The 15,701-nt window shown below is 71.4% G+C and carries 16 protein-coding genes and 1 tRNA gene; 7 read left to right on the top strand and 10 right to left on the bottom strand.

What is annotated here, in order from left to right:
- The first annotated feature begins 120 nt into the window (after positions 1-120).
- A complete protein-coding gene (locus O7604_RS10775) occupies positions 121-1,863 on the top strand; it encodes a bifunctional metallophosphatase/5'-nucleotidase (RefSeq protein WP_281579542.1) in 1,743 nt (580 codons plus the stop codon).
- An 89-nt stretch (positions 1,864-1,952) separates the two neighbouring features.
- Here O7604_RS10775 and O7604_RS10780 read toward each other — a convergent pair whose 3' ends face one another.
- Positions 1,953-3,242 (bottom strand): MFS transporter, encoded by a 1,290-nt coding sequence (locus O7604_RS10780; protein ID WP_281579543.1) that lies wholly within the window; start codon positions 3,240-3,242, stop codon positions 1,953-1,955.
- 109 nt (positions 3,243-3,351) lie between these two features.
- Here O7604_RS10780 and O7604_RS10785 point away from each other — a divergent pair, with 109 nt between their 5' ends.
- Positions 3,352-3,825, top strand: a complete 474-nt coding sequence (locus O7604_RS10785; protein ID WP_281579544.1) for a hypothetical protein — start codon at positions 3,352-3,354, stop codon at positions 3,823-3,825.
- A gap of 120 nt (positions 3,826-3,945) precedes the next feature.
- On the opposite strand, the gene O7604_RS10790 is transcribed toward O7604_RS10785, so the two are convergent.
- The 5 genes from O7604_RS10790 to O7604_RS10810 form a co-directional block, all read right to left on the bottom strand.
- A complete protein-coding gene (locus tag O7604_RS10790) occupies positions 3,946-5,049 on the bottom strand; it encodes an ionic transporter y4hA (RefSeq protein ID WP_281579545.1) in 1,104 nt (367 codons plus the stop codon).
- Positions 5,050-5,125: 76 nt separating this feature from the next.
- Complete coding sequence (locus O7604_RS10795; RefSeq protein WP_269703598.1) at positions 5,126-5,800, bottom strand: HAD family hydrolase; 675 nt, start codon at positions 5,798-5,800, stop codon at positions 5,126-5,128.
- A 52-nt stretch (positions 5,801-5,852) separates the two neighbouring features.
- Positions 5,853-6,428, bottom strand: a complete 576-nt coding sequence (locus O7604_RS10800) for a hypothetical protein (protein ID WP_281579546.1) — start codon at positions 6,426-6,428, stop codon at positions 5,853-5,855.
- A gap of 41 nt (positions 6,429-6,469) precedes the next feature.
- Positions 6,470-6,546, bottom strand: a tRNA-Pro gene (locus O7604_RS10805).
- A gap of 131 nt (positions 6,547-6,677) precedes the next feature.
- Positions 6,678-7,571, bottom strand: coding sequence for a metallophosphoesterase (locus O7604_RS10810; RefSeq protein ID WP_281579547.1), 894 nt, complete (start codon positions 7,569-7,571; stop codon positions 6,678-6,680).
- A gap of 25 nt (positions 7,572-7,596) precedes the next feature.
- On the opposite strand from O7604_RS10810, the gene O7604_RS10815 reads away from it, so the two are divergent.
- Positions 7,597-8,052 (top strand): GatB/YqeY domain-containing protein, encoded by a 456-nt coding sequence (locus O7604_RS10815; RefSeq protein WP_269703601.1) that lies wholly within the window; start codon positions 7,597-7,599, stop codon positions 8,050-8,052.
- Between the two features lie 76 nt (positions 8,053-8,128).
- Here the strand turns inward: O7604_RS10815 and O7604_RS10820 are convergent, their stop codons facing one another.
- Positions 8,129-10,564 carry a transglycosylase domain-containing protein gene (locus O7604_RS10820; RefSeq protein ID WP_281579548.1) on the bottom strand — a complete coding sequence of 812 codons (2,436 nt, stop codon included), beginning with the start codon at positions 10,562-10,564 and terminating at the stop codon, positions 8,129-8,131.
- 404 nt (positions 10,565-10,968) lie between these two features.
- Between O7604_RS10820 and O7604_RS10825 the strand changes: the two genes are divergently transcribed.
- Entirely contained in the window at positions 10,969-11,289 is a 321-nt protein-coding gene (locus O7604_RS10825) for a WhiB family transcriptional regulator (protein WP_269703603.1), read from the top strand.
- 9 nt (positions 11,290-11,298) lie between these two features.
- Here O7604_RS10825 and O7604_RS10830 read toward each other — a convergent pair whose 3' ends face one another.
- The 3 genes from O7604_RS10830 to O7604_RS10840 all read right to left on the bottom strand — a co-directional run bounded on the left by O7604_RS10830 (position 11,299) and on the right by O7604_RS10840 (position 14,130).
- On the bottom strand, positions 11,299-12,447 hold the full coding sequence (locus O7604_RS10830; protein ID WP_269703604.1) for an ArsA-related P-loop ATPase: 1,149 nt from the start codon (positions 12,445-12,447) through the stop codon (positions 11,299-11,301).
- 54 nt (positions 12,448-12,501) lie between these two features.
- Positions 12,502-13,476, bottom strand: a complete 975-nt coding sequence (locus O7604_RS10835; RefSeq protein WP_269703606.1) for an ArsA-related P-loop ATPase — start codon at positions 13,474-13,476, stop codon at positions 12,502-12,504.
- 72 nt (positions 13,477-13,548) lie between these two features.
- Positions 13,549-14,130 (bottom strand): hypothetical protein, encoded by a 582-nt coding sequence (locus O7604_RS10840; RefSeq protein ID WP_281579549.1) that lies wholly within the window; start codon positions 14,128-14,130, stop codon positions 13,549-13,551.
- Positions 14,131-14,465: 335 nt separating this feature from the next.
- Between O7604_RS10840 and O7604_RS10845 the strand changes: the two genes are divergently transcribed.
- From O7604_RS10845 to O7604_RS10855, 3 genes are all read left to right on the top strand, one after another.
- Positions 14,466-14,906: a hypothetical protein gene (locus O7604_RS10845; protein WP_281579944.1), complete on the top strand. Its 441-nt coding sequence runs from the start codon at positions 14,466-14,468 to the stop codon at positions 14,904-14,906.
- Between the two features lie 62 nt (positions 14,907-14,968).
- Positions 14,969-15,124 (top strand): DUF4177 domain-containing protein, encoded by a 156-nt coding sequence (locus tag O7604_RS10850; protein WP_013289021.1) that lies wholly within the window; start codon positions 14,969-14,971, stop codon positions 15,122-15,124.
- Positions 15,125-15,129: 5 nt separating this feature from the next.
- Positions 15,130-15,591: a RidA family protein gene (locus O7604_RS10855; protein ID WP_269703609.1), complete on the top strand. Its 462-nt coding sequence runs from the start codon at positions 15,130-15,132 to the stop codon at positions 15,589-15,591.
- The last annotated feature ends 110 nt before the right edge of the window (positions 15,592-15,701 follow it).

Consider the following 15,701-nt stretch of genomic DNA (forward strand, 5'->3'; position numbering starts at 1 on the left):
GGCGGGGCGGCGTTCCCCCGAGTACCGCCCTCCGCGATCGACACCTGTCACGGCACGGACCAGGGTCGCCGGGCGCACCATCGCCCGGACGCCACATACCGGCATCTCACGAGGAGTTCCATGTCCGTCACCGGGATGCGACGCCGGGCCGCCGTCGGCCTGGCCGCACTCGCCGCGACCGCGTTCACCGCGGTCGCCGTCACCCCCGACCAGGCCGAGGCCCGCCCGAAGCCGGTCGACGTCCAGTTGCTCGCGATCAACGACTTCCACGGCAACCTGGAGCCGCCGAGCGGGTCCAGCGGCACCATCGAGGGCCAGCCGGCCGGTGGCGCGGAATACCTGGCCAGCCACCTGAAGAAGATGCGCGCCGAGGCCAAGAAGCAGGGCAAGGGCACCGTCACCGTCGCCGCCGGTGACCTCATCGGCGCCTCGCCGCTGCTGTCCGCCGCGTTCCACGACGAGCCCACCATCGAGGAGATGAACCTCGCCGGGCTGGAGTTCGCGAGCGTCGGCAACCACGAGTTCGACGAGGGCGCGGCCGAGCTGCTGCGCATGCAGCGTGGCGGCTGCCACCCGGTGGACGGCTGCGCCGACGGCACCCCCTTCAAGGGCGCCAAGTTCTCGTACCTCTCGGCGAACGCCTTCAAGACCTCCACCGGCCTGCCGCTGATGCAGCCGTTCGGCATCAAGATCGTCAAGGGTGTGCCGATCGGCTTCATCGGGATGACCCTGGAGGGCACCCCGAACATCGTCAGCCAGCAGGGCGTCGCCGGCCTGCGGTTCACCGACGAGGCCGACACCGCCAACAAGTACGCCAAGATCCTGCGCCTGCTCGGCGTCAAGAGCATCGTCGTGCTGCTGCACGAGGGCGGCGTGCAGAACGGCGGCGGCATCAACGACTGCACCGGGTTCAGCGGCCCGATCGTCGACATCGCCAACCGGATGGACCCGTCCATCGACGTGATCGTCAGCGGGCACACCCACGCCGCGTACAACTGCAACATCAACAACAAGCTGGTCACCAGCGCCAGCTCGTTCGGCCGCCTGGTCACCCAGATCGACCTGAAGATCGACCCGCGTACCCGCGACGTGGTGAGCGCGTCCGCCAACAACGTGGTCGTCACCCGGGACGTCGAGCCGGACCGGCCCTCGACCGATCTGATCAACCGGTACAAGACCGCGCTCGGCCCGGTGGCCGACCGGGTGGTCGGCGAGACCACCGCCGCGATCACCAAGACGCAGGAGAACCTGTACCAGACCGGGGTCGACGTCAACGGCAAGCCGACGTACCAGACCGGTGAGTCGCCGCTGGGCAACCTGATCGCCGACGCGCAGCTCGCCGCGACCGACACCGAGCAGAACGCGGTGGCCGCGTTCATGAACCCCGGTGGCGTACGCGCCGACCTCGACGCCGGCCCGGTCACCTACGCCGAGGCGTTCACCGTGCAGCCGTTCGCCAACAACCTGGTGACGCTCGACCTGACCGGCGCGCAGCTCTACTGCATGCTGGAGCAGCAGTTCACTGTGGCGCGTGTGCTCTACGCGTCCTCGACCGTCAACTACGTCGTGGACGTCAACGGCACCACCGCGCCGGCCGGTACGCCGTGCGCCGGCACCCGCGTGGTCCGGGGCAGCCTCACCATCAACGGCACCCCGGTGACGGACACCGCCACCTACCGGGTCACCGTGAACAACTTCCTCGCCGGTGGCGGCGACGGCTTCAGCGTCCTGACCGGCGGCACCAACGCGGTGACCGGCCAGATCGACCTGGACGCCTTCACCGCGTACCTGACCGAGAAGTCGCCGGTCTCCCCGCCGGCGCTGGACCGGATCCGCACCACCACCGAGGTCGCGGCCGGCTGACCGCCGACCGCATCGCCGACGGGCCCCGGAGCGCAGCTCCGGGGCCCGTTCGCGTCCGGCGGCCCGCTTCGTCGCAGGCCGCCGGCTTGTCAGGTCGCCCGCGCGGGCTCGGGCGCCGGCGTCGCGGCGACCGTCGACCGGCCGTCCTGCGCGGCGGTGAGCAGCGGACGCAGCGACAGCGCGAGCAGGGAGGCGGCCAGGCAGCCGCCCACCACGACCGCCACCCACACCCGGCCGTTCGCCGCGCCGATCAGCGGGCCGGCGGTGACCGGGCCGACCACGCCGCTGATCCCGAAGATCATCGAGCTCATCGCGTTGTACCGGCCGCGCAGCTCGTCGGTGGCGAGCGCGTTGGTCAGGGCGGGCATGACCGGCGACAGCATCGTCTCGCCGAACCCGAAGATCGCCGAGCAGGCCACCACGCCGAGCGCCGCGAGCACCGCGTTGCCGCTGCCCACCACGCCCGCCGCGCCGAGCACCAGCCACGCGCCGGCGAAGACCGCGCCGACGGTGGCCAGAGCGCGGGTACGGCTGCGCCCCTCCAGCCGCCGGATCACCAGCAGCTGCGAGAGCACGATCATCACGGTGTTCGCGGCCAGCGCCCACGCCACCACCCGGGGCGTCACCTCGACCACCCGCACCGAGTACGCCGCGAAGCCCACCTCGATCTGCGCGTACCCGCAGGTGGTGAGCACCAGGCCGAAGATGACGAGGCGGCGGAACGGCCGGTCCTGCAGCACCGTGAGGTAGCCGCCGGTCCTCCGGTCGGCGGCCTTCGCGCCGACTGCCACGGCCGGCCGGCGCCCGACGTGCGGCAGGCTCAGCAGGATCAGGGCCGGGGTCAGGTAGCTCACCGCGTCCAGCAGGTAGATCACCTCGAAGGTGATCGGACGGGCCACGTCGACCACCGCGCCGGAGATCAGGCCACCGGTGCCGATACCGAGGTTGAGCAGCGCGAAGTTGAGCCCGAAGACGCGCTGCCGCTCGCCGTCGTCGGTGAGCGAGGCGAGGATCGTGTTCTGCCCGGCCCAGATCGCCGAGCTGCCGACCGCGACCAGCGTCATCACGCCGAACGCCGAGGCGGTCGAGTCGACGAGCGCCAGCGAGCCGGTGCCGATCGCCTCGATCACCAGGCACGGCAGCACCACCCGGCGCGCGCCGAACCGGTCGATGAACGTTCCGGCAAGCGGCGAGAGAGCCAGCGTGACCGCGCCGAACCAGCCGATCACCAGCCCGGCCCGGGTGTCGGTCAGGCCGCGTACGTCGGTGAGGTAGATGAACAGGAACGGCAGGGTGAGGCCGCGCCCGACGGCGGAGAACAACGTGCCGAGCAGGATCCGGCGGGCTTCGGGACGGGCGGGCAGGGCGCGGCGCAGCATGCTGGGATTCTGTTCGGCGGGTACGACGACCGCGACCCGTTTACCCCTTACGCCAACGGTCGCCGGGCCGGAAGGTGAGCGAGCACACGTGCTCTGCCATGCTGACCCGGTGACGACGACCTGGCGGCACCTGCCCGCACCGGCCCGCGAGATCGCCGAGACGGCCACCGACGCGGTGCGCGCCGCGCAGGCCCGCGACGCCGAGGCGTACGCCCCGGCTGTCGAGCGGCTGGCCGCCGCCGACCGGTCCGGGCTGGTGCTCGGCGGCGTGGTCCGGCTGCTGCTGGAGGAGGGGCACCCGGACGGACTCGACGGCGACGACGTACGGCAGGTGCTCGAACAGTGCGTCCGGTCGGCCGCGACCTGGTGGCCCGACGTCGACCCGCACGTACTGCTGGTGCTGCTGGCCGGCGCGCTCGGCGTCTACGACCCGGGCGACGACGAGAACCCGCCCGATCCGGCGGCGGTCGCCCGGCACGCCCCGCTGCTGGTGGCCGACCTGCTGGCGGTTACCGGACGACCGTTCGCCGAGTACCTGACCGCCGCGTTCGCCGAGGTGGCGCGCACGGAGACGCAGGACTGACGGTTCTGCCGGCCGTCCGGCCCGCGCGCCCACGTCCCGGCCGCGAGCCGGTGGCCGGCGTGGCGGCTCACGGGCCGGCGGCCGGCGTGGCGGCTCACGGGCCGGCGGCGGGTCGGCGGCTCACGGGCTGGCGGCCAGGAAGACGAACGCGGCGAGCAGCACCAGGTGCACGCCGCCCTGGAGCACAGTCGCCCGGCCCGGCACCACGGTGAGCACCGCCGTCACCGCGGTCAGCGCCAGCAGCGTCATCTGGGTGCCGCCCAGGCCCAGCACCAGCGGCCCGTCCAGCCAGATCGAGGCGATCGCGATGGCCGGGATGGTCAGGCCGATGCTTGCCATGGCCGAGCCGAGCGCGAGGTTGAGGCTGATCTGCACCCGGTCCCGCCGGGCCGCCCGAGCCGCGGCGAGCGTCTCCGGCAGCAGCACCAGCAGCGCGATGACCACGCCGACGAAGGCCTGCGGCAGGTTGGCGGCGCCGACCGCCGTCTCGATCGCCGGGGAGATCGTCTTCGCGTCGCCCACCACCGCGACCAGCGCCACCACGAGCAGAGCCAGGCTGGCCAGGGCAGTACGCGTGGACGGCGGCTCGGCGTGCCCGTCGCCGGTCTTGTCCTCGGCGAGGATGCTGCCCTCCTGTGTGACCGGGAGGAAGTAGTCGCGGTGCCGGCCGGTCTGCACCATGACGAACAGCAGGTAGAGGGCCAGCGAGGCGACCGCCGCGAAGGCGAGCTGGGCCGGGGAGAACTCCGGACCCGGCCGGCTCGTGGTGAACGTCGGCACCACCATGCTGAGCGTGGCGAGCGTGGCCACCGTCGCCAGCGCCCCGCCGGTGCCCTCCGGGTTGAACACCGCCACCTGCCGGCGCAGCGCGCCGAGCAGCAGCGACAGGCCGAGAATGCCGTTACAGGTGATCATGACGGCGGCGAAGACCGTGTCCCGTGCCAGCGCCTGCGTCTTGTCGCCGCCGCTGATCATCAGCGTGACGATCAGACCGACTTCGATCACGGTGACCGCCACCGCGAGCACGAGTGACCCGTACGGTTCACCGACCTTGTGCGCGACCACCTCGGCGTGGTGGACGGCCGCCAGCACAGCCGCCGCGAGCAGGGCCGCGACCACGGCGATGAGAGGGCCGGGCAGCTCCCGTCCCCAGGTCATCACGAGCACGAGCACGGCGACCAGGGGCGCGACGGTGGTCCAATCGGTCAGGCGGGATCGGATCATCGGCGGCATGCGCACACTTTGCCAGGAGGCAGGGGCAACCGCGCGTGGCGGGGTGGCTTCGGGCAGTCCTGTCGATCTATTCGATCGAGGCCGGCTGCTCCACGTGGGCGAGCACCTGACCGAGGTTCGCGATTACGGTTCCGATCCAGCCGGGCTCGGTGTCCTGGTGTTCGGTCGTCCGGAGCACCGTCATGCCGACCGCCGCCGCACCAGCCAGTTCGCCGTCCGCGCCGTCGCCCACGTACACGCAGTCGCCCGGTGCGACGCCCAGCCGCTGCGCGGCGGTGCGGTAGATCGCCGGGTCCGGCTTGGCCAGTCCGACCTCGCAGGAGAAGACCGCGACGTCGAACCGCCGGGCGAGTGGGCCGGCCGCCCACGCCTCGGCGGTCTCGGAGGTGGCATTGCTGATCAGGGCCAGCCGGTGCCCGCGCTCCCGCAGCGCGTCGAGCACGTCCAGGGTTCCGGCCGAGACGCGGCCCAGCACCCGGCGGGCGAGCGCCAGCCGGTGCGCGGCGGCGCGGGCCACCTGCTCATCTGTCGCCGCGCCGCCGAGGCGCCCGGCGAGGATGCGGACGGTCTCCTCCGCGTTCCAGCGGACGAGGCGGTCCCGCCAGGTCGCGTGGTACGCGTCGACGAGCGCCGCCGGCTCCACGCCGACGATGAGCGCCATCTCGCCGACCACCCGGTCCCGCTCGTCGTCGGCGCCGTGGACCAGGGTGTGGAAGAGGTCGAAGACGACCGGCCGTGGCATGGCGGGATCCTACTGCGACGGTGCTCGTCGTCCGGGAACGACAGAGGGCACGTCAGATGCTCGGATCTGGCCCCTTGCCCCTGGTCGGTGTGGCCGGAGTCGTGCGAGCTGTCCATGTAGCAAGCCCTGGCCCAGCAAGCAGCATGACGATCACCCCGGCCCCGATCAGCGGGTACGGGGCGTGAGTTTGCACGCTGCTGGTCACATAGCCGTCCCTGGTCGAGACGAGCCGCGGGTCGTTCTGCGACACATAGATGGTGACGTCCTCACCCCGCCAGTAGCCGGGCCCGTTACCCCAGGCACTTTCCAAGGGGACGTTCCAGGTTCGGCCGTGAATCACATACCTGGCATGATCGCCGAACTTGGATCCCTCCGTCACCGCCTGGACCTGTTCGCCGGTCGCCACGAGTTGGCGGATACGGACGTCAGTACGGTGTGCTTGAAGGATTCCCCCGGCGACAAGACCGGCACCAGTCAGGCAGAACAGGACGACGCGCAGCCGGGACCGGGCGATCCAGTCGAACAGCGGCCCAGGGCTGACAGTCGCATGATGCCGACCAGTCATCGCGCCGCCTTCGTCGTGGAAGCTTTGAACCCAGACGACAGACCTGCCCTCCTGGGAATGCACAAGAGGGCACATCCGATCGATCGGATGTGCCCTCTTACCTCTGGTCGGGGTGGCCGGATTCGAACCGACGACCTCTTCGTCCCGAACGAAGCGCGCTACCAAGCTGCGCCACACCCCGAGGCGTGCCGACAAATAGTAGCCCACCCGCCCGCTCGGTCAAACTCGGTACCCCCCGCCCCGCGCACCCGGCAGATCTTGGTACGAAACGGCCCTCCGAGGGGCGGCCGCGTACCAAGATCTGCCGGGAGGTCAGCGGGGGATCAGGGTCAGGATGCTCGCCTCGGGCGGGCAGGCGAAGCGGATCGGGGCGGTGGGATGGGTGCCGAGGCCGGCGGAGACGTGCAGCCAGGAATCCGAGCCGGGCCACCGGTGCAGCCCGCGCGCCATCGACCGGGGCAGGCCGCAGTTGGTGACCAGCGCGCCGTACCCGGGCACGCAGACCTGGCCGCCGTGGGTGTGCCCGGCCAGCATCAGGCCGAAGCCGTCGGCGGCCATCCGGTCCAGCACCACGGGCTCGGGGGAGTGGGACACCGCGATCGACAGCGCCGCGTCGGCGCTGACCGGGCCGGCCACGGCGTCGTAGTCGTCCCGTTCGATGTGCGGGTCGTCCACGCCGACCAGCTCGATCTCCCGCCCACCGGCCTTGAGCGTGGTGCGGGCGTTGTTCAGGTCGGCCCAGCCGGCCCCGGTGAGGATGTCGCGCAGTTCCTCGTACGGCAGCGGCACGCCGTCGGTGTACTCCCGGTCGGGCAGGAAGTAGGTGAAGGGGTTCTTGAAGACCGGCCCGGTGTAGTCGTTGGAGCCGAAGACGAACGCGCCGGGCAGGTCGAGCAGTGGTTGCAGGGCGCGCAGCACGCCCGGCACCGACTCCGGGTGCGCCATGTTGTCCCCGGTGACCACGACCAGGTCGGGGTCGAGCGCGGCCAGCGAGGCCACCCAGTCCTGCTTGCGTCGCTGGTCGGGCATCATGTGCAGGTCGGTCAGGTGCAGCACCCGCAGCGGTTCGGCGTCGGTCGGGAGCACCGGTACGTCGTACCGGCGGAGTGTGAACATGTTGCGCTCGATGAGCGACGCGTACGCCAGGGTGGCCGCGCCGACGGCGACGGTTCCGGCCGCGAGCCGGAATAGTGTGCGCTTTCGCATGGCGTTCAGGGTAGTTTCACCGTCCATGAGCACGCTGAAGGACCGTCTCACCGCCGACATGCGCGCCGCACTCAAGGCGCGCGACGAGCTGACCACCTCCACGCTGCGGATGGCCCTGGCCGCCGTGGGCACCGCCGAGGTCGCCGGCCGGGAAAAGCGCGAGCTCAGCGACGACGAGGTGCTCGCCGTGCTGACCAAGGAGGCCAAGAAGCGCCGCGAGGCGGCAGTGGCGTTCGCCGACGCCGGGCGCGCCGAGCAGGCCGGCAAGGAGACCGCCGAGGGCGAGGTGCTGGAGCGCTACCTGCCCAAGCAGCTCTCCGACGACGAGCTGGCCGAGCTGGTCTCGGGGGCGCTGGCCGCGGGCGGCTTCACCGGCAAGGCGCAGATGGGCCCGGCCATGAAGGCGGCCCAGGCCGCGGTGGCCGGCCGGGCCGAGGGTGGCCGGGTGGCCGCCGAGGTACGCCGGCAGCTCGGTCTCTGACCGGCGCCTTCCGTAGCGCGGAGACAACGACGGCCACCTCCCGTGGGAGGTGGCCGTCGCTGTCTGCTGTCCGGGGTCAGTTCCCCGGTCGTCCCGGTCTGCCGTTACCCCCGCCCGGCCCACCCGGCCGGTCCGGTGTCGCGGTGCCGCCCTGCTCCGGGGTGCCCTGGCCGGAGCTGACCTCGATCATCACCACGCCACCCTTGATGGTGCGCCCGTTCGGGCTGGTGCCGGCGGCGGTACCCGCCGGGCACTCCGACGGCACCTTGTTGCTGGAGACCACCGGGTCGAAGCCGGCACCCTTCAGCCGGGACTTCGCGCTCTCGACGGACGCGCACTTCACATCCGGGATGGACCGCTGGTCACCCATGACGATCTTGCCGCTGGGTGGCGTGAAGTTCTTCCGGTCCTTGCCCTTCATGGCGTCCCGCAGCGTCTCGTAGACCGCCGGGTTGATGCCGGTGGGGGTGTCGTGACCCATCTTCTGGGTGGTCTGCGGCCAGTCCGGGTCGGCCATGATGCCGGCCACCGCGTACTGCTTGGTCATCGCGACCAGCGAGGAGGTCTTCTCCGAGTCGGTGGTGCCGGACTTGCCGGCCACCGGCGCGTCCACGATGCCGCGGACGTTGCCGGCGGTGGCGGTGCCGCACTTCGAGGTGGAGGAGCGGTCACCCACCGGGCAGCGGGCGGCGTCCACGGCGGCCCGGGCCACCTCGGTGCTGACCCGCTGCTCGCAGCGCGGGTTGGCGACGTCGAGCTTCTCGCCCTCCGGGCCACGGATCTCCTGCACCGGGATCGGCTCGCAGTACTTGCCGTCGGCGCCGAGCGTCGCGTACGCGTTCGCCAGCTCCAGCGGCGTGGTCTGCGAGACGCCGAGGCTGAACGCGCCCCACTGGTGCGGGTTGGCGGCGAGCTGCGCGTCGCCCGACGAGCGGAACGAGATGCCGAGCTTCTGCGCCGCCTTCACCACGTTCTCCGCGCCGACCCGCTGCTGGAGGTCGATGAAGAACGTGTTGACCGAGAAGCCGAAGCCGCTCCACATGGTGTGCGGGCCGGCCATCGAGGCGTTGGCGTTCTTCGGGCAGTACTTGTTGGTGCCCGGGCAGGCCGCAGGCGAGTTGAACTCGACCGGGTAGTCCGACTTGAAGACCGGCTGCGCGTTGATGCTGTAGCTGAGCGGGTAGCCCTTCTCCAGCGCGGCCACCAGCGTGAAGATCTTGAAGGTCGAGCCGGCCTGGTAGCCGGCGATGCCGGGGCCACCGGTGATCAGCGGGTTCACCGTGTTGGGGTAGTTGCCCCGGATCTTCTTCTGGGCCTTCTTCGGGTCGCTGGAAATCTTGTTCTGCGGGTCGTCCGGGTCGTCGAGCTTGAAGTTGCGGTTCACCGCGACGGCGCGGACCCGGCCGGTGCCGGGCTCGACCGCGGCCACCATCCGGGCCGCCTTGCTCTTCTCGCCCAGGTTCTTGCGGACGGCCTTGTCGGCGGCCTTCTGCGCCTGCACGTCGAGCGTGGAGACGATGGTGTAGCCGCCGCTCTTGAGCCGCCGCTCACGGTCGTACGAGGTGGCGCCGAACGTCTCCTGCTGCAGCCACCAGCGGTAGAGGTAGTCGCAGAAGAAGCCCCACGAGCGGGTGGTGGTCTGGGTGCAGCCGTTCGGGGTGCGCTTGCCCTGGACGACGAGCTTGATCTTCTTGGCGGCGTCCGCCTCCTGCTGGGTGATCGCGCCGATCTGCACCATGTTGCCGATGACGTAGTCGCGCCGGCCGACCGCCTCGGGGTAGCCCGCGGGGGTGGTCGGGTCGAACGCGGTGGGGGCCTTCACCATGCCGGCGAGCATCGCCGACTCCTGGATGTCGAGCTTGCTCGGCGGCTTGTTGAAGTAGACCTGGCTGGCCGCCCAGATGCCGTACGCGCCGTTGCCGAACGCGGCGATGTTCAGGTAGCGCTCCAGGATCTCGTCCTTGGAGAGCTCCTTGTCGATCTGGAGCGCCAGGCTCATCTCGCGCAGCTTGCGGGCGCTGGTGTCCTCGGTGGCGGCGACCACGTCGGCCGGGTGGGTGGCCGAGTAGGAGATGGCCAGCCGGACGTACTGCATGGTGAGTGTCGACGCGCCCTGCCGGGAGGAGCCGGCGGCCTGGTTGTTGACGAACGCCCGGGCGACACCGTTGAGGTCCACGCCGTTGTGCTTGTAGAAGTCGTGGTCCTCGGCCGCGATGATGGCCTTCTGCATGTACTGCGAGATGTCCTTGAGCTTGACGTCCTTGCGGTTCTCGTCGTACATCGTGGCCAGCACGGTCTTGCCGTCGGCCGCGAGCAGCCTGGTGATCTGCGGAGACCGGGCGACTGTCAACTCCTTGGGCAGCGCGCCGAATGTCTCCGAGCCGGCCTTCGCGGCCAGTCCGGTCATCGCCACCGCGGGGAAGGCCGCCGCAGCGACCACCACTCCGGCCAACAGGCCGCAGATCAGTAGCGATGCGGCGTTGGTCAGCACGTTGTGGTCACGTTTCCGCATCCAGGTCACCTCGACAGGGTACGCGAGTAGGGAACGGCGGGCGCGCGGGGAACTTTCCCCATTTCCTGCACGCGCCGGCCTCGTTGTGCTAAACGCACGAGCCCTGGTCCGAGGTTGCGTGAGATCCGGCGGAAGTCTGGCCGAAACTCCGGGAGCGGCGCAGCGTTTTCACGTACACGGGCGGGGTAGTCGCGGGGCGAAAGCCCGGGAAGCCGGGAGTGTCCGGAATGATGGATTTCGCCGACAACGTTGCGTAATCGGGCGACTACACAGCATGATGGTGGCGGCGACCGCAGCCATGTGTCGTTCGTGCCGCCCTGGGGAGGCCGGCACGAACGACCGGGGGGATGTACGAGGGCTGCTCGCGCGAAGTCGGTAGGTACTGCAAGGGGGGACGTGTACAGATGGGCATGATCACTGACTGGCCGTCACTGGCGGCGTGTCAGAACGGAGACCCGGACGCGTTGTTCGTACAGGGCGCCGAACAGAACGTGGCGAAGAGGATCTGCCGGAGCTGCCCAGTTCGGTACGAGTGCCTGGCCGACGCGCTCGACAACCGGATCGAGTTCGGCGTGTGGGGTGGCATGACCGAGCGCGAGCGCCGGGCGTTGCTGCGCCGTCACCCGCAGGTCACCAGCTGGCGCAAGATGTTCGAGGCGGCCATGAAGAAGAACGCCAAGGAGAAGTCCGGCAAGGACAAGATCCTGGTCACCACGGCCACCTGACCGCTCCGGTCAGTTCCGGCTGATCGCCTCGCCGATCGTCCGCAGCCCGTCGACGTCGTGCACGTCGGCGGGCTGCGCCGTCACCGACACCGACGGCACCGCCGGGAACGCCTCGGTGAACCGGGCCGCCACCTGCTCCTCGCGTACCGCCTGCTGGGCCAGCGCGGCGTGCGCCCGCAACACCTCGACGGTGCCCTCGTGCCCACCCTCGCCGGCCAGCCGCTCCGCGGCGGCCAGGCTCTCCGCCGCGGACAGGCCCGCCGCCGGCCGGTGCACCCGGTTGAGCACCAGCCCGGCCAGCGGCATCCGCTCCTCACGCAGCCGGCCCGCGAAGTAGGCGGCCTCCCGGACCGCGTCCGGCTCCGGCGTCGCGACCAGCAGGAACGCCGTCTCCCGGGCCTGGAGGATCCGGTACGTCTGCTCGGCGCGCTGCCGGAACCCGCCGAACATCGAGTCGAGGGCGGCGACGAAGCCGGACAGGTCGGTGAGCAGCTGGGCGCCGATCACCTTCTGCACCACCTTGGAGAACATCCCGAAACTCGCCGTGACCAGGCTGAACATGCTCCGGCCGCCGCTGCGTGCCGGAGCCAGCAGCAGTCGCAGCATCCGGCCGTCGAGGAACCGGGACAGCCGGGCCGGCGCGTCCAGGAAGTCGAGCGCAGACCGCGACGGCGGCGTGTCCACCACGATCAGGTCCCACTCGCCCCGGGCGTGCAGCTGGCCCAGCTTCTCCATCGCCATGTATTCCTGCGTGCCGGCGAAGGTGGAACTCATGGCCTGGTAGAAGGGGTTGGCGAAGATCTCCGCGGCCTTCGCCGGGTCGGTGTGCTGGAGCACCACGTCGTCGAACGTGCGCTTCATGTCGAGCATCATGGCGTGCAGTTCGCCGCCGCCGGCCTCGACGTCGATGCCCTTGACCTGGCGGGGTGTGTTGTCCAGCTCGGTCAGGCCGAGCGACTGGGCCAGCCGGCGGGCCGGGTCGATGGTGAGCACCACCGTCCGCCGGCCGTGCCGCTCGGCCGCCCGCAACGCCAGCGCCGCGGCGGTGGTCGTCTTGCCCACGCCGCCCGCCCCGCAGCAGACCACGATCCGTACGCCGTCGTCGGCGAGGATCTGGTCGACGTCAAGCGGAGGCGCCGCGTCTTCGGAAGGCACCAATCGAGCGTATCGGTCCCGAGGGCCTCTCTGCTCCGTGCCGGCCGCAGGTGTGAGTCAATCCGCCCGGACGAGGGCGTCGGCGAGCGTCTCCAGCCCGGCCCGGTCGACGCCCTCGGGCAGCAGCGGCAGCTCGACCAGGGGCAGGCCCAGGTCCACCAGGTCACCCCGCAGGGAGTCCTCCAGCTCACGGCGTACCTGCTGGTCGCGGGCCTCCTCGACGAGCCCGGCCACGGTCGGGCCGTCGGTCGGCAGGCCGGCGGCGGCCAGCCCGCGCTTCAGCTCGGCCGCCGTCACCGCGCGGCCCGCCGGCACCGGTGGGCGGACGCCGTTGACGATCACGCGGCCGACCGGGAAGCCGAGCTGGGTCAGCTCCGCGACCGCGTCGAGCGTCTCCTGGACCGGCATCTCCTCCAGCAGCGTGACCACGTGCACGGCGGTCATCGGCGACCGGAGCAGCGCGGAGACGCCCTCGCTCTGGGTCTTGATCGGGCCGACCTTCGCCAGTCGGGCGGTCTCCGCCGTGACGTTGAGGAAGCGGCCGATCCGCCCGGTCGGCGGCGCGTCCAGCACCACCGCGTCGTACGTCCGGCGTGACCCGCTGGTCCGGGTGGTCGCCTCCTTGACCTTGCCGGTGAGCAGCACGTCGCGCAGGCCCGGCGCGATCGTGGTGGCGAAGTCGATCGCGCCGAGCTTGCGCAGTGCCCGGCCGGCCGCGCCGAGCTTGTAGAACATGTCCAGGTATTCGAGGAGGGCCTCCTCGGCGTCCACCGCCAGTGCCCGCACCTCACCGCCGCCGGGCGCGTCGGCGAGGTGGCGCTCCTCGTACGGCAGCGGGTCGGTGCCGAAGAGCTGGGCGATGCCCTGCCGGCCCTCGACCTCGACCAGCAGGGTGCGCCGGCCCCCGGCGGCCAGGCCGAGGGCCAGCGCGGCGGCCACGCTCGTCTTTCCCGTGCCGCCCTTGCCGGTCACCACATGCAGGCGGGCCGGCCATCTGCCGGCGAACTCGGCCGGCTGCTCACTCGCTGCCACCCGTCGAGCCTAACCAGCCGTTGGGACCAGCCCTGTCCGGCCGGTGGGATCAGCCCTGTCCGGCCGGTGGGATCAGCCGACCTCGCAGACCCACCAACCCGTCTTCCGCACCACGGTGAAGCGCAGCGCCTGCTCGGCGACCTTCTCGTCGGCGGTGGTCATGGTCACCCGGGCGGAGACGGTGGCCCGGTCCCCGGTCTGGTTGTCGACGGTCGGTGTGGGCCAGCGGAACCGGGGGTTCTGGTACTGCCCGACGTACTTCTGCACCTCGGCGACCTTGGTGGCGATCTTCTCGTCGTCGCGGGCCGCGGAGCAGACGAACGTGGCCGCCTTACCGGGGTCGCGCTCCTGGTAGACGGCCTTGAGGAAGCCGTCCACAGCTACCTGCGGCTCCTTCGCGCCCTGGCCGTCCTCGCTGTCGCGCAGCGCGAGGAAGGCGGCCGTGCCCCCACCGCCGCAGAGCAGGACCGCGGCGGCCAGGACCAGCGAGGCGATCAGGACCGCCGGTCGCTTGCGCGGCGGTGTGTCGGACGGATACGCCGGCGGACCGGCTGCGGGTGCGGGTCCCGGCGGCACGCCGCCCGTGGGCGGTGGTGGTTGCGGATTCGGGTCGCCGGACGTGCCGGTGTCCCCACCGGCGGGCGGTTGGGTCATCTGTCTCCCCCGGGTTGCGGATCCCGTCGCCGCCCCAGGCGACGGGCACGGGTCGAGGTGTGCGGGCGCGCGTCGGCACGCGTCCAGTCCGGAAGGGTATCGGTCGGCGGGGCGCTTGCCAGCCCCGCGTACGCGCCCCGCCGGACGGAGGCGGCCACCGCGTTCCCGACCGGGGTTGTGTCGCAAATGTGACTGGACGTGATGAGGCGTGCGCGTCCCGTTGCCGGGACTTGCCGCAGCACCTACGTTCGTCCCCGACGCGGAGAGCCGGGCCGGGGACGGCTCCGAGCCGGATGGCGGTGTTGGTGAACAGGTACGACGCCCGGAGGCGACGGATGCGCGACGCGGAGAACAGTCCTCGAGCCCAGTTCCCCGGTGACCGGGTCGGACGACCGGGCGAGGCCGAGAGCCCGGGGGCGCCGTTCAACGAGCGGTCCTACGGCCCTCCGGCCGAGGTGGTCCGGACGCTTCCCCGTTCCGGCGGGACGGGCCGGGACGAGGACGAACCCGGCTACGTCATCCACCTCCAGGTCCGGGTGCCCGACCTGGCGGCGGCCACCGCGCTCGCCGGCACCGTGGCCACCTCGCTGGGCTTCCTGGTGGAGCTGGACGCGGGCGAGACGACCGTCTCCACCGCCGACGACCAGAACAACAGGCACCGGGTCTTCTGCGACCTGCTGCTGCCCGACCGCAGCCGGTGTCCGCAGCGCTTCGAGCACGAGGGGCCCTGCGGCGAGCCGCCGCCGGCGCCGGAGCCGCGTCCCGCGTCCTGGTGACGGCGGCGGACCGTAGGCTGTGCCTGACCGAAGTCCAAGTCAGGCAAGGGAGCCCTCCTCCGATGCAGAAGTGGGAATACGCCACGGTGCCGCTGCTGGTCCACGCGACCAAGCAGATCCTCGACAACTGGGGCGAGGACGGCTGGGAACTGGTCTCCGTGGTCCCCGGCCCGAACCCGGAGCAGCTCGTCGCGTACCTGAAGCGTCCGAAGGGCTGACCCGGATGAGCAACGGACCCCACGCGAAGCTCGCCGAACTCGGCCTCGACCTGCCCGAGGTGGTGCCGCCGGTGGCAAGCTACGTGCCGGCCGTCCAGTCCGGGCAGCACGTCTACGTCTCCGGCCAGCTGCCGATGGCCGAGGGCAAGCTGCTCGCCACCGGGAAGGTCGGCAACGGCGTCTCGGCCGAGCAGGCGAAGGACCTGGCGCAGCGGTGCGCGCTCAACGCGCTCGCCGCGATCGACGCGCTGGTCGGGTTGGAGAACGTGGTCAAGGTCGTGAAGCTGACCGGCTTCGTGGCCAGCGCACCCGGCTTCACCGGCCAGCCCGGCGTGATCAACGGTGCCTCCGACCTGTTCGGCGCCGTGTTCGGCGAGGCCGGCCGCCACGCCCGCAGCGCCGTAGGCGTGGCGGAGCTTCCCCTGGACGCCCCGGTAGAGGTAGAGGTCATCGTCGAGGTCGCGTGACCCTCGCCCGCCGCTGAGCCCGCGATCTTGCGGTTGCGGCCCCGGCAGAAGCCCCAGACGGGGACAAAGCTCGGGCCGGAACTGCAAGATCGCGGGGAGTGGCGGGCGGA

Origin of the sequence: Micromonospora sp. WMMA1947 (assembly GCF_027497355.1) — a bacterium.
GTDB lineage: Bacteria > Actinomycetota > Actinomycetes > Mycobacteriales > Micromonosporaceae > Micromonospora.

Bases quoted from the DNA above. Each gene is read 5' to 3' on its own strand.
- O7604_RS10850 (WP_013289021.1), top strand. From the start codon at position 14,969: ATGCAGAAGTGGGAATACGCCACGGTGCCGCTGCTGGTCCACGCGACC.
- O7604_RS10855 (WP_269703609.1), top strand. From the start codon at position 15,130: ATGAGCAACGGACCCCACGCGAAGCTCGCCGAACTCGGCCTCGACCTG.
- O7604_RS10815 (WP_269703601.1), top strand. From the start codon at position 7,597: ATGAGCACGCTGAAGGACCGTCTCACCGCCGACATGCGCGCCGCACTC.
- O7604_RS10840 (WP_281579549.1), bottom strand. From the start codon at position 14,130: ATGACCCAACCGCCCGCCGGTGGGGACACCGGCACGTCCGGCGACCCG.
- O7604_RS10845 (WP_281579944.1), top strand. From the start codon at position 14,466: ATGCGCGACGCGGAGAACAGTCCTCGAGCCCAGTTCCCCGGTGACCGG.
- O7604_RS10825 (WP_269703603.1), top strand. From the start codon at position 10,969: ATGGGCATGATCACTGACTGGCCGTCACTGGCGGCGTGTCAGAACGGA.
- O7604_RS10795 (WP_269703598.1), bottom strand. From the start codon at position 5,800: ATGCCACGGCCGGTCGTCTTCGACCTCTTCCACACCCTGGTCCACGGC.
- O7604_RS10810 (WP_281579547.1), bottom strand. From the start codon at position 7,571: ATGCGAAAGCGCACACTATTCCGGCTCGCGGCCGGAACCGTCGCCGTC.
- O7604_RS10790 (WP_281579545.1), bottom strand. From the start codon at position 5,049: ATGATCCGATCCCGCCTGACCGATTGGACCACCGTCGCGCCCCTGGTC.
- O7604_RS10775 (WP_281579542.1), top strand. From the start codon at position 121: ATGTCCGTCACCGGGATGCGACGCCGGGCCGCCGTCGGCCTGGCCGCA.
- O7604_RS10820 (WP_281579548.1), bottom strand. From the start codon at position 10,564: ATGCGGAAACGTGACCACAACGTGCTGACCAACGCCGCATCGCTACTG.
- O7604_RS10780 (WP_281579543.1), bottom strand. From the start codon at position 3,242: ATGCTGCGCCGCGCCCTGCCCGCCCGTCCCGAAGCCCGCCGGATCCTG.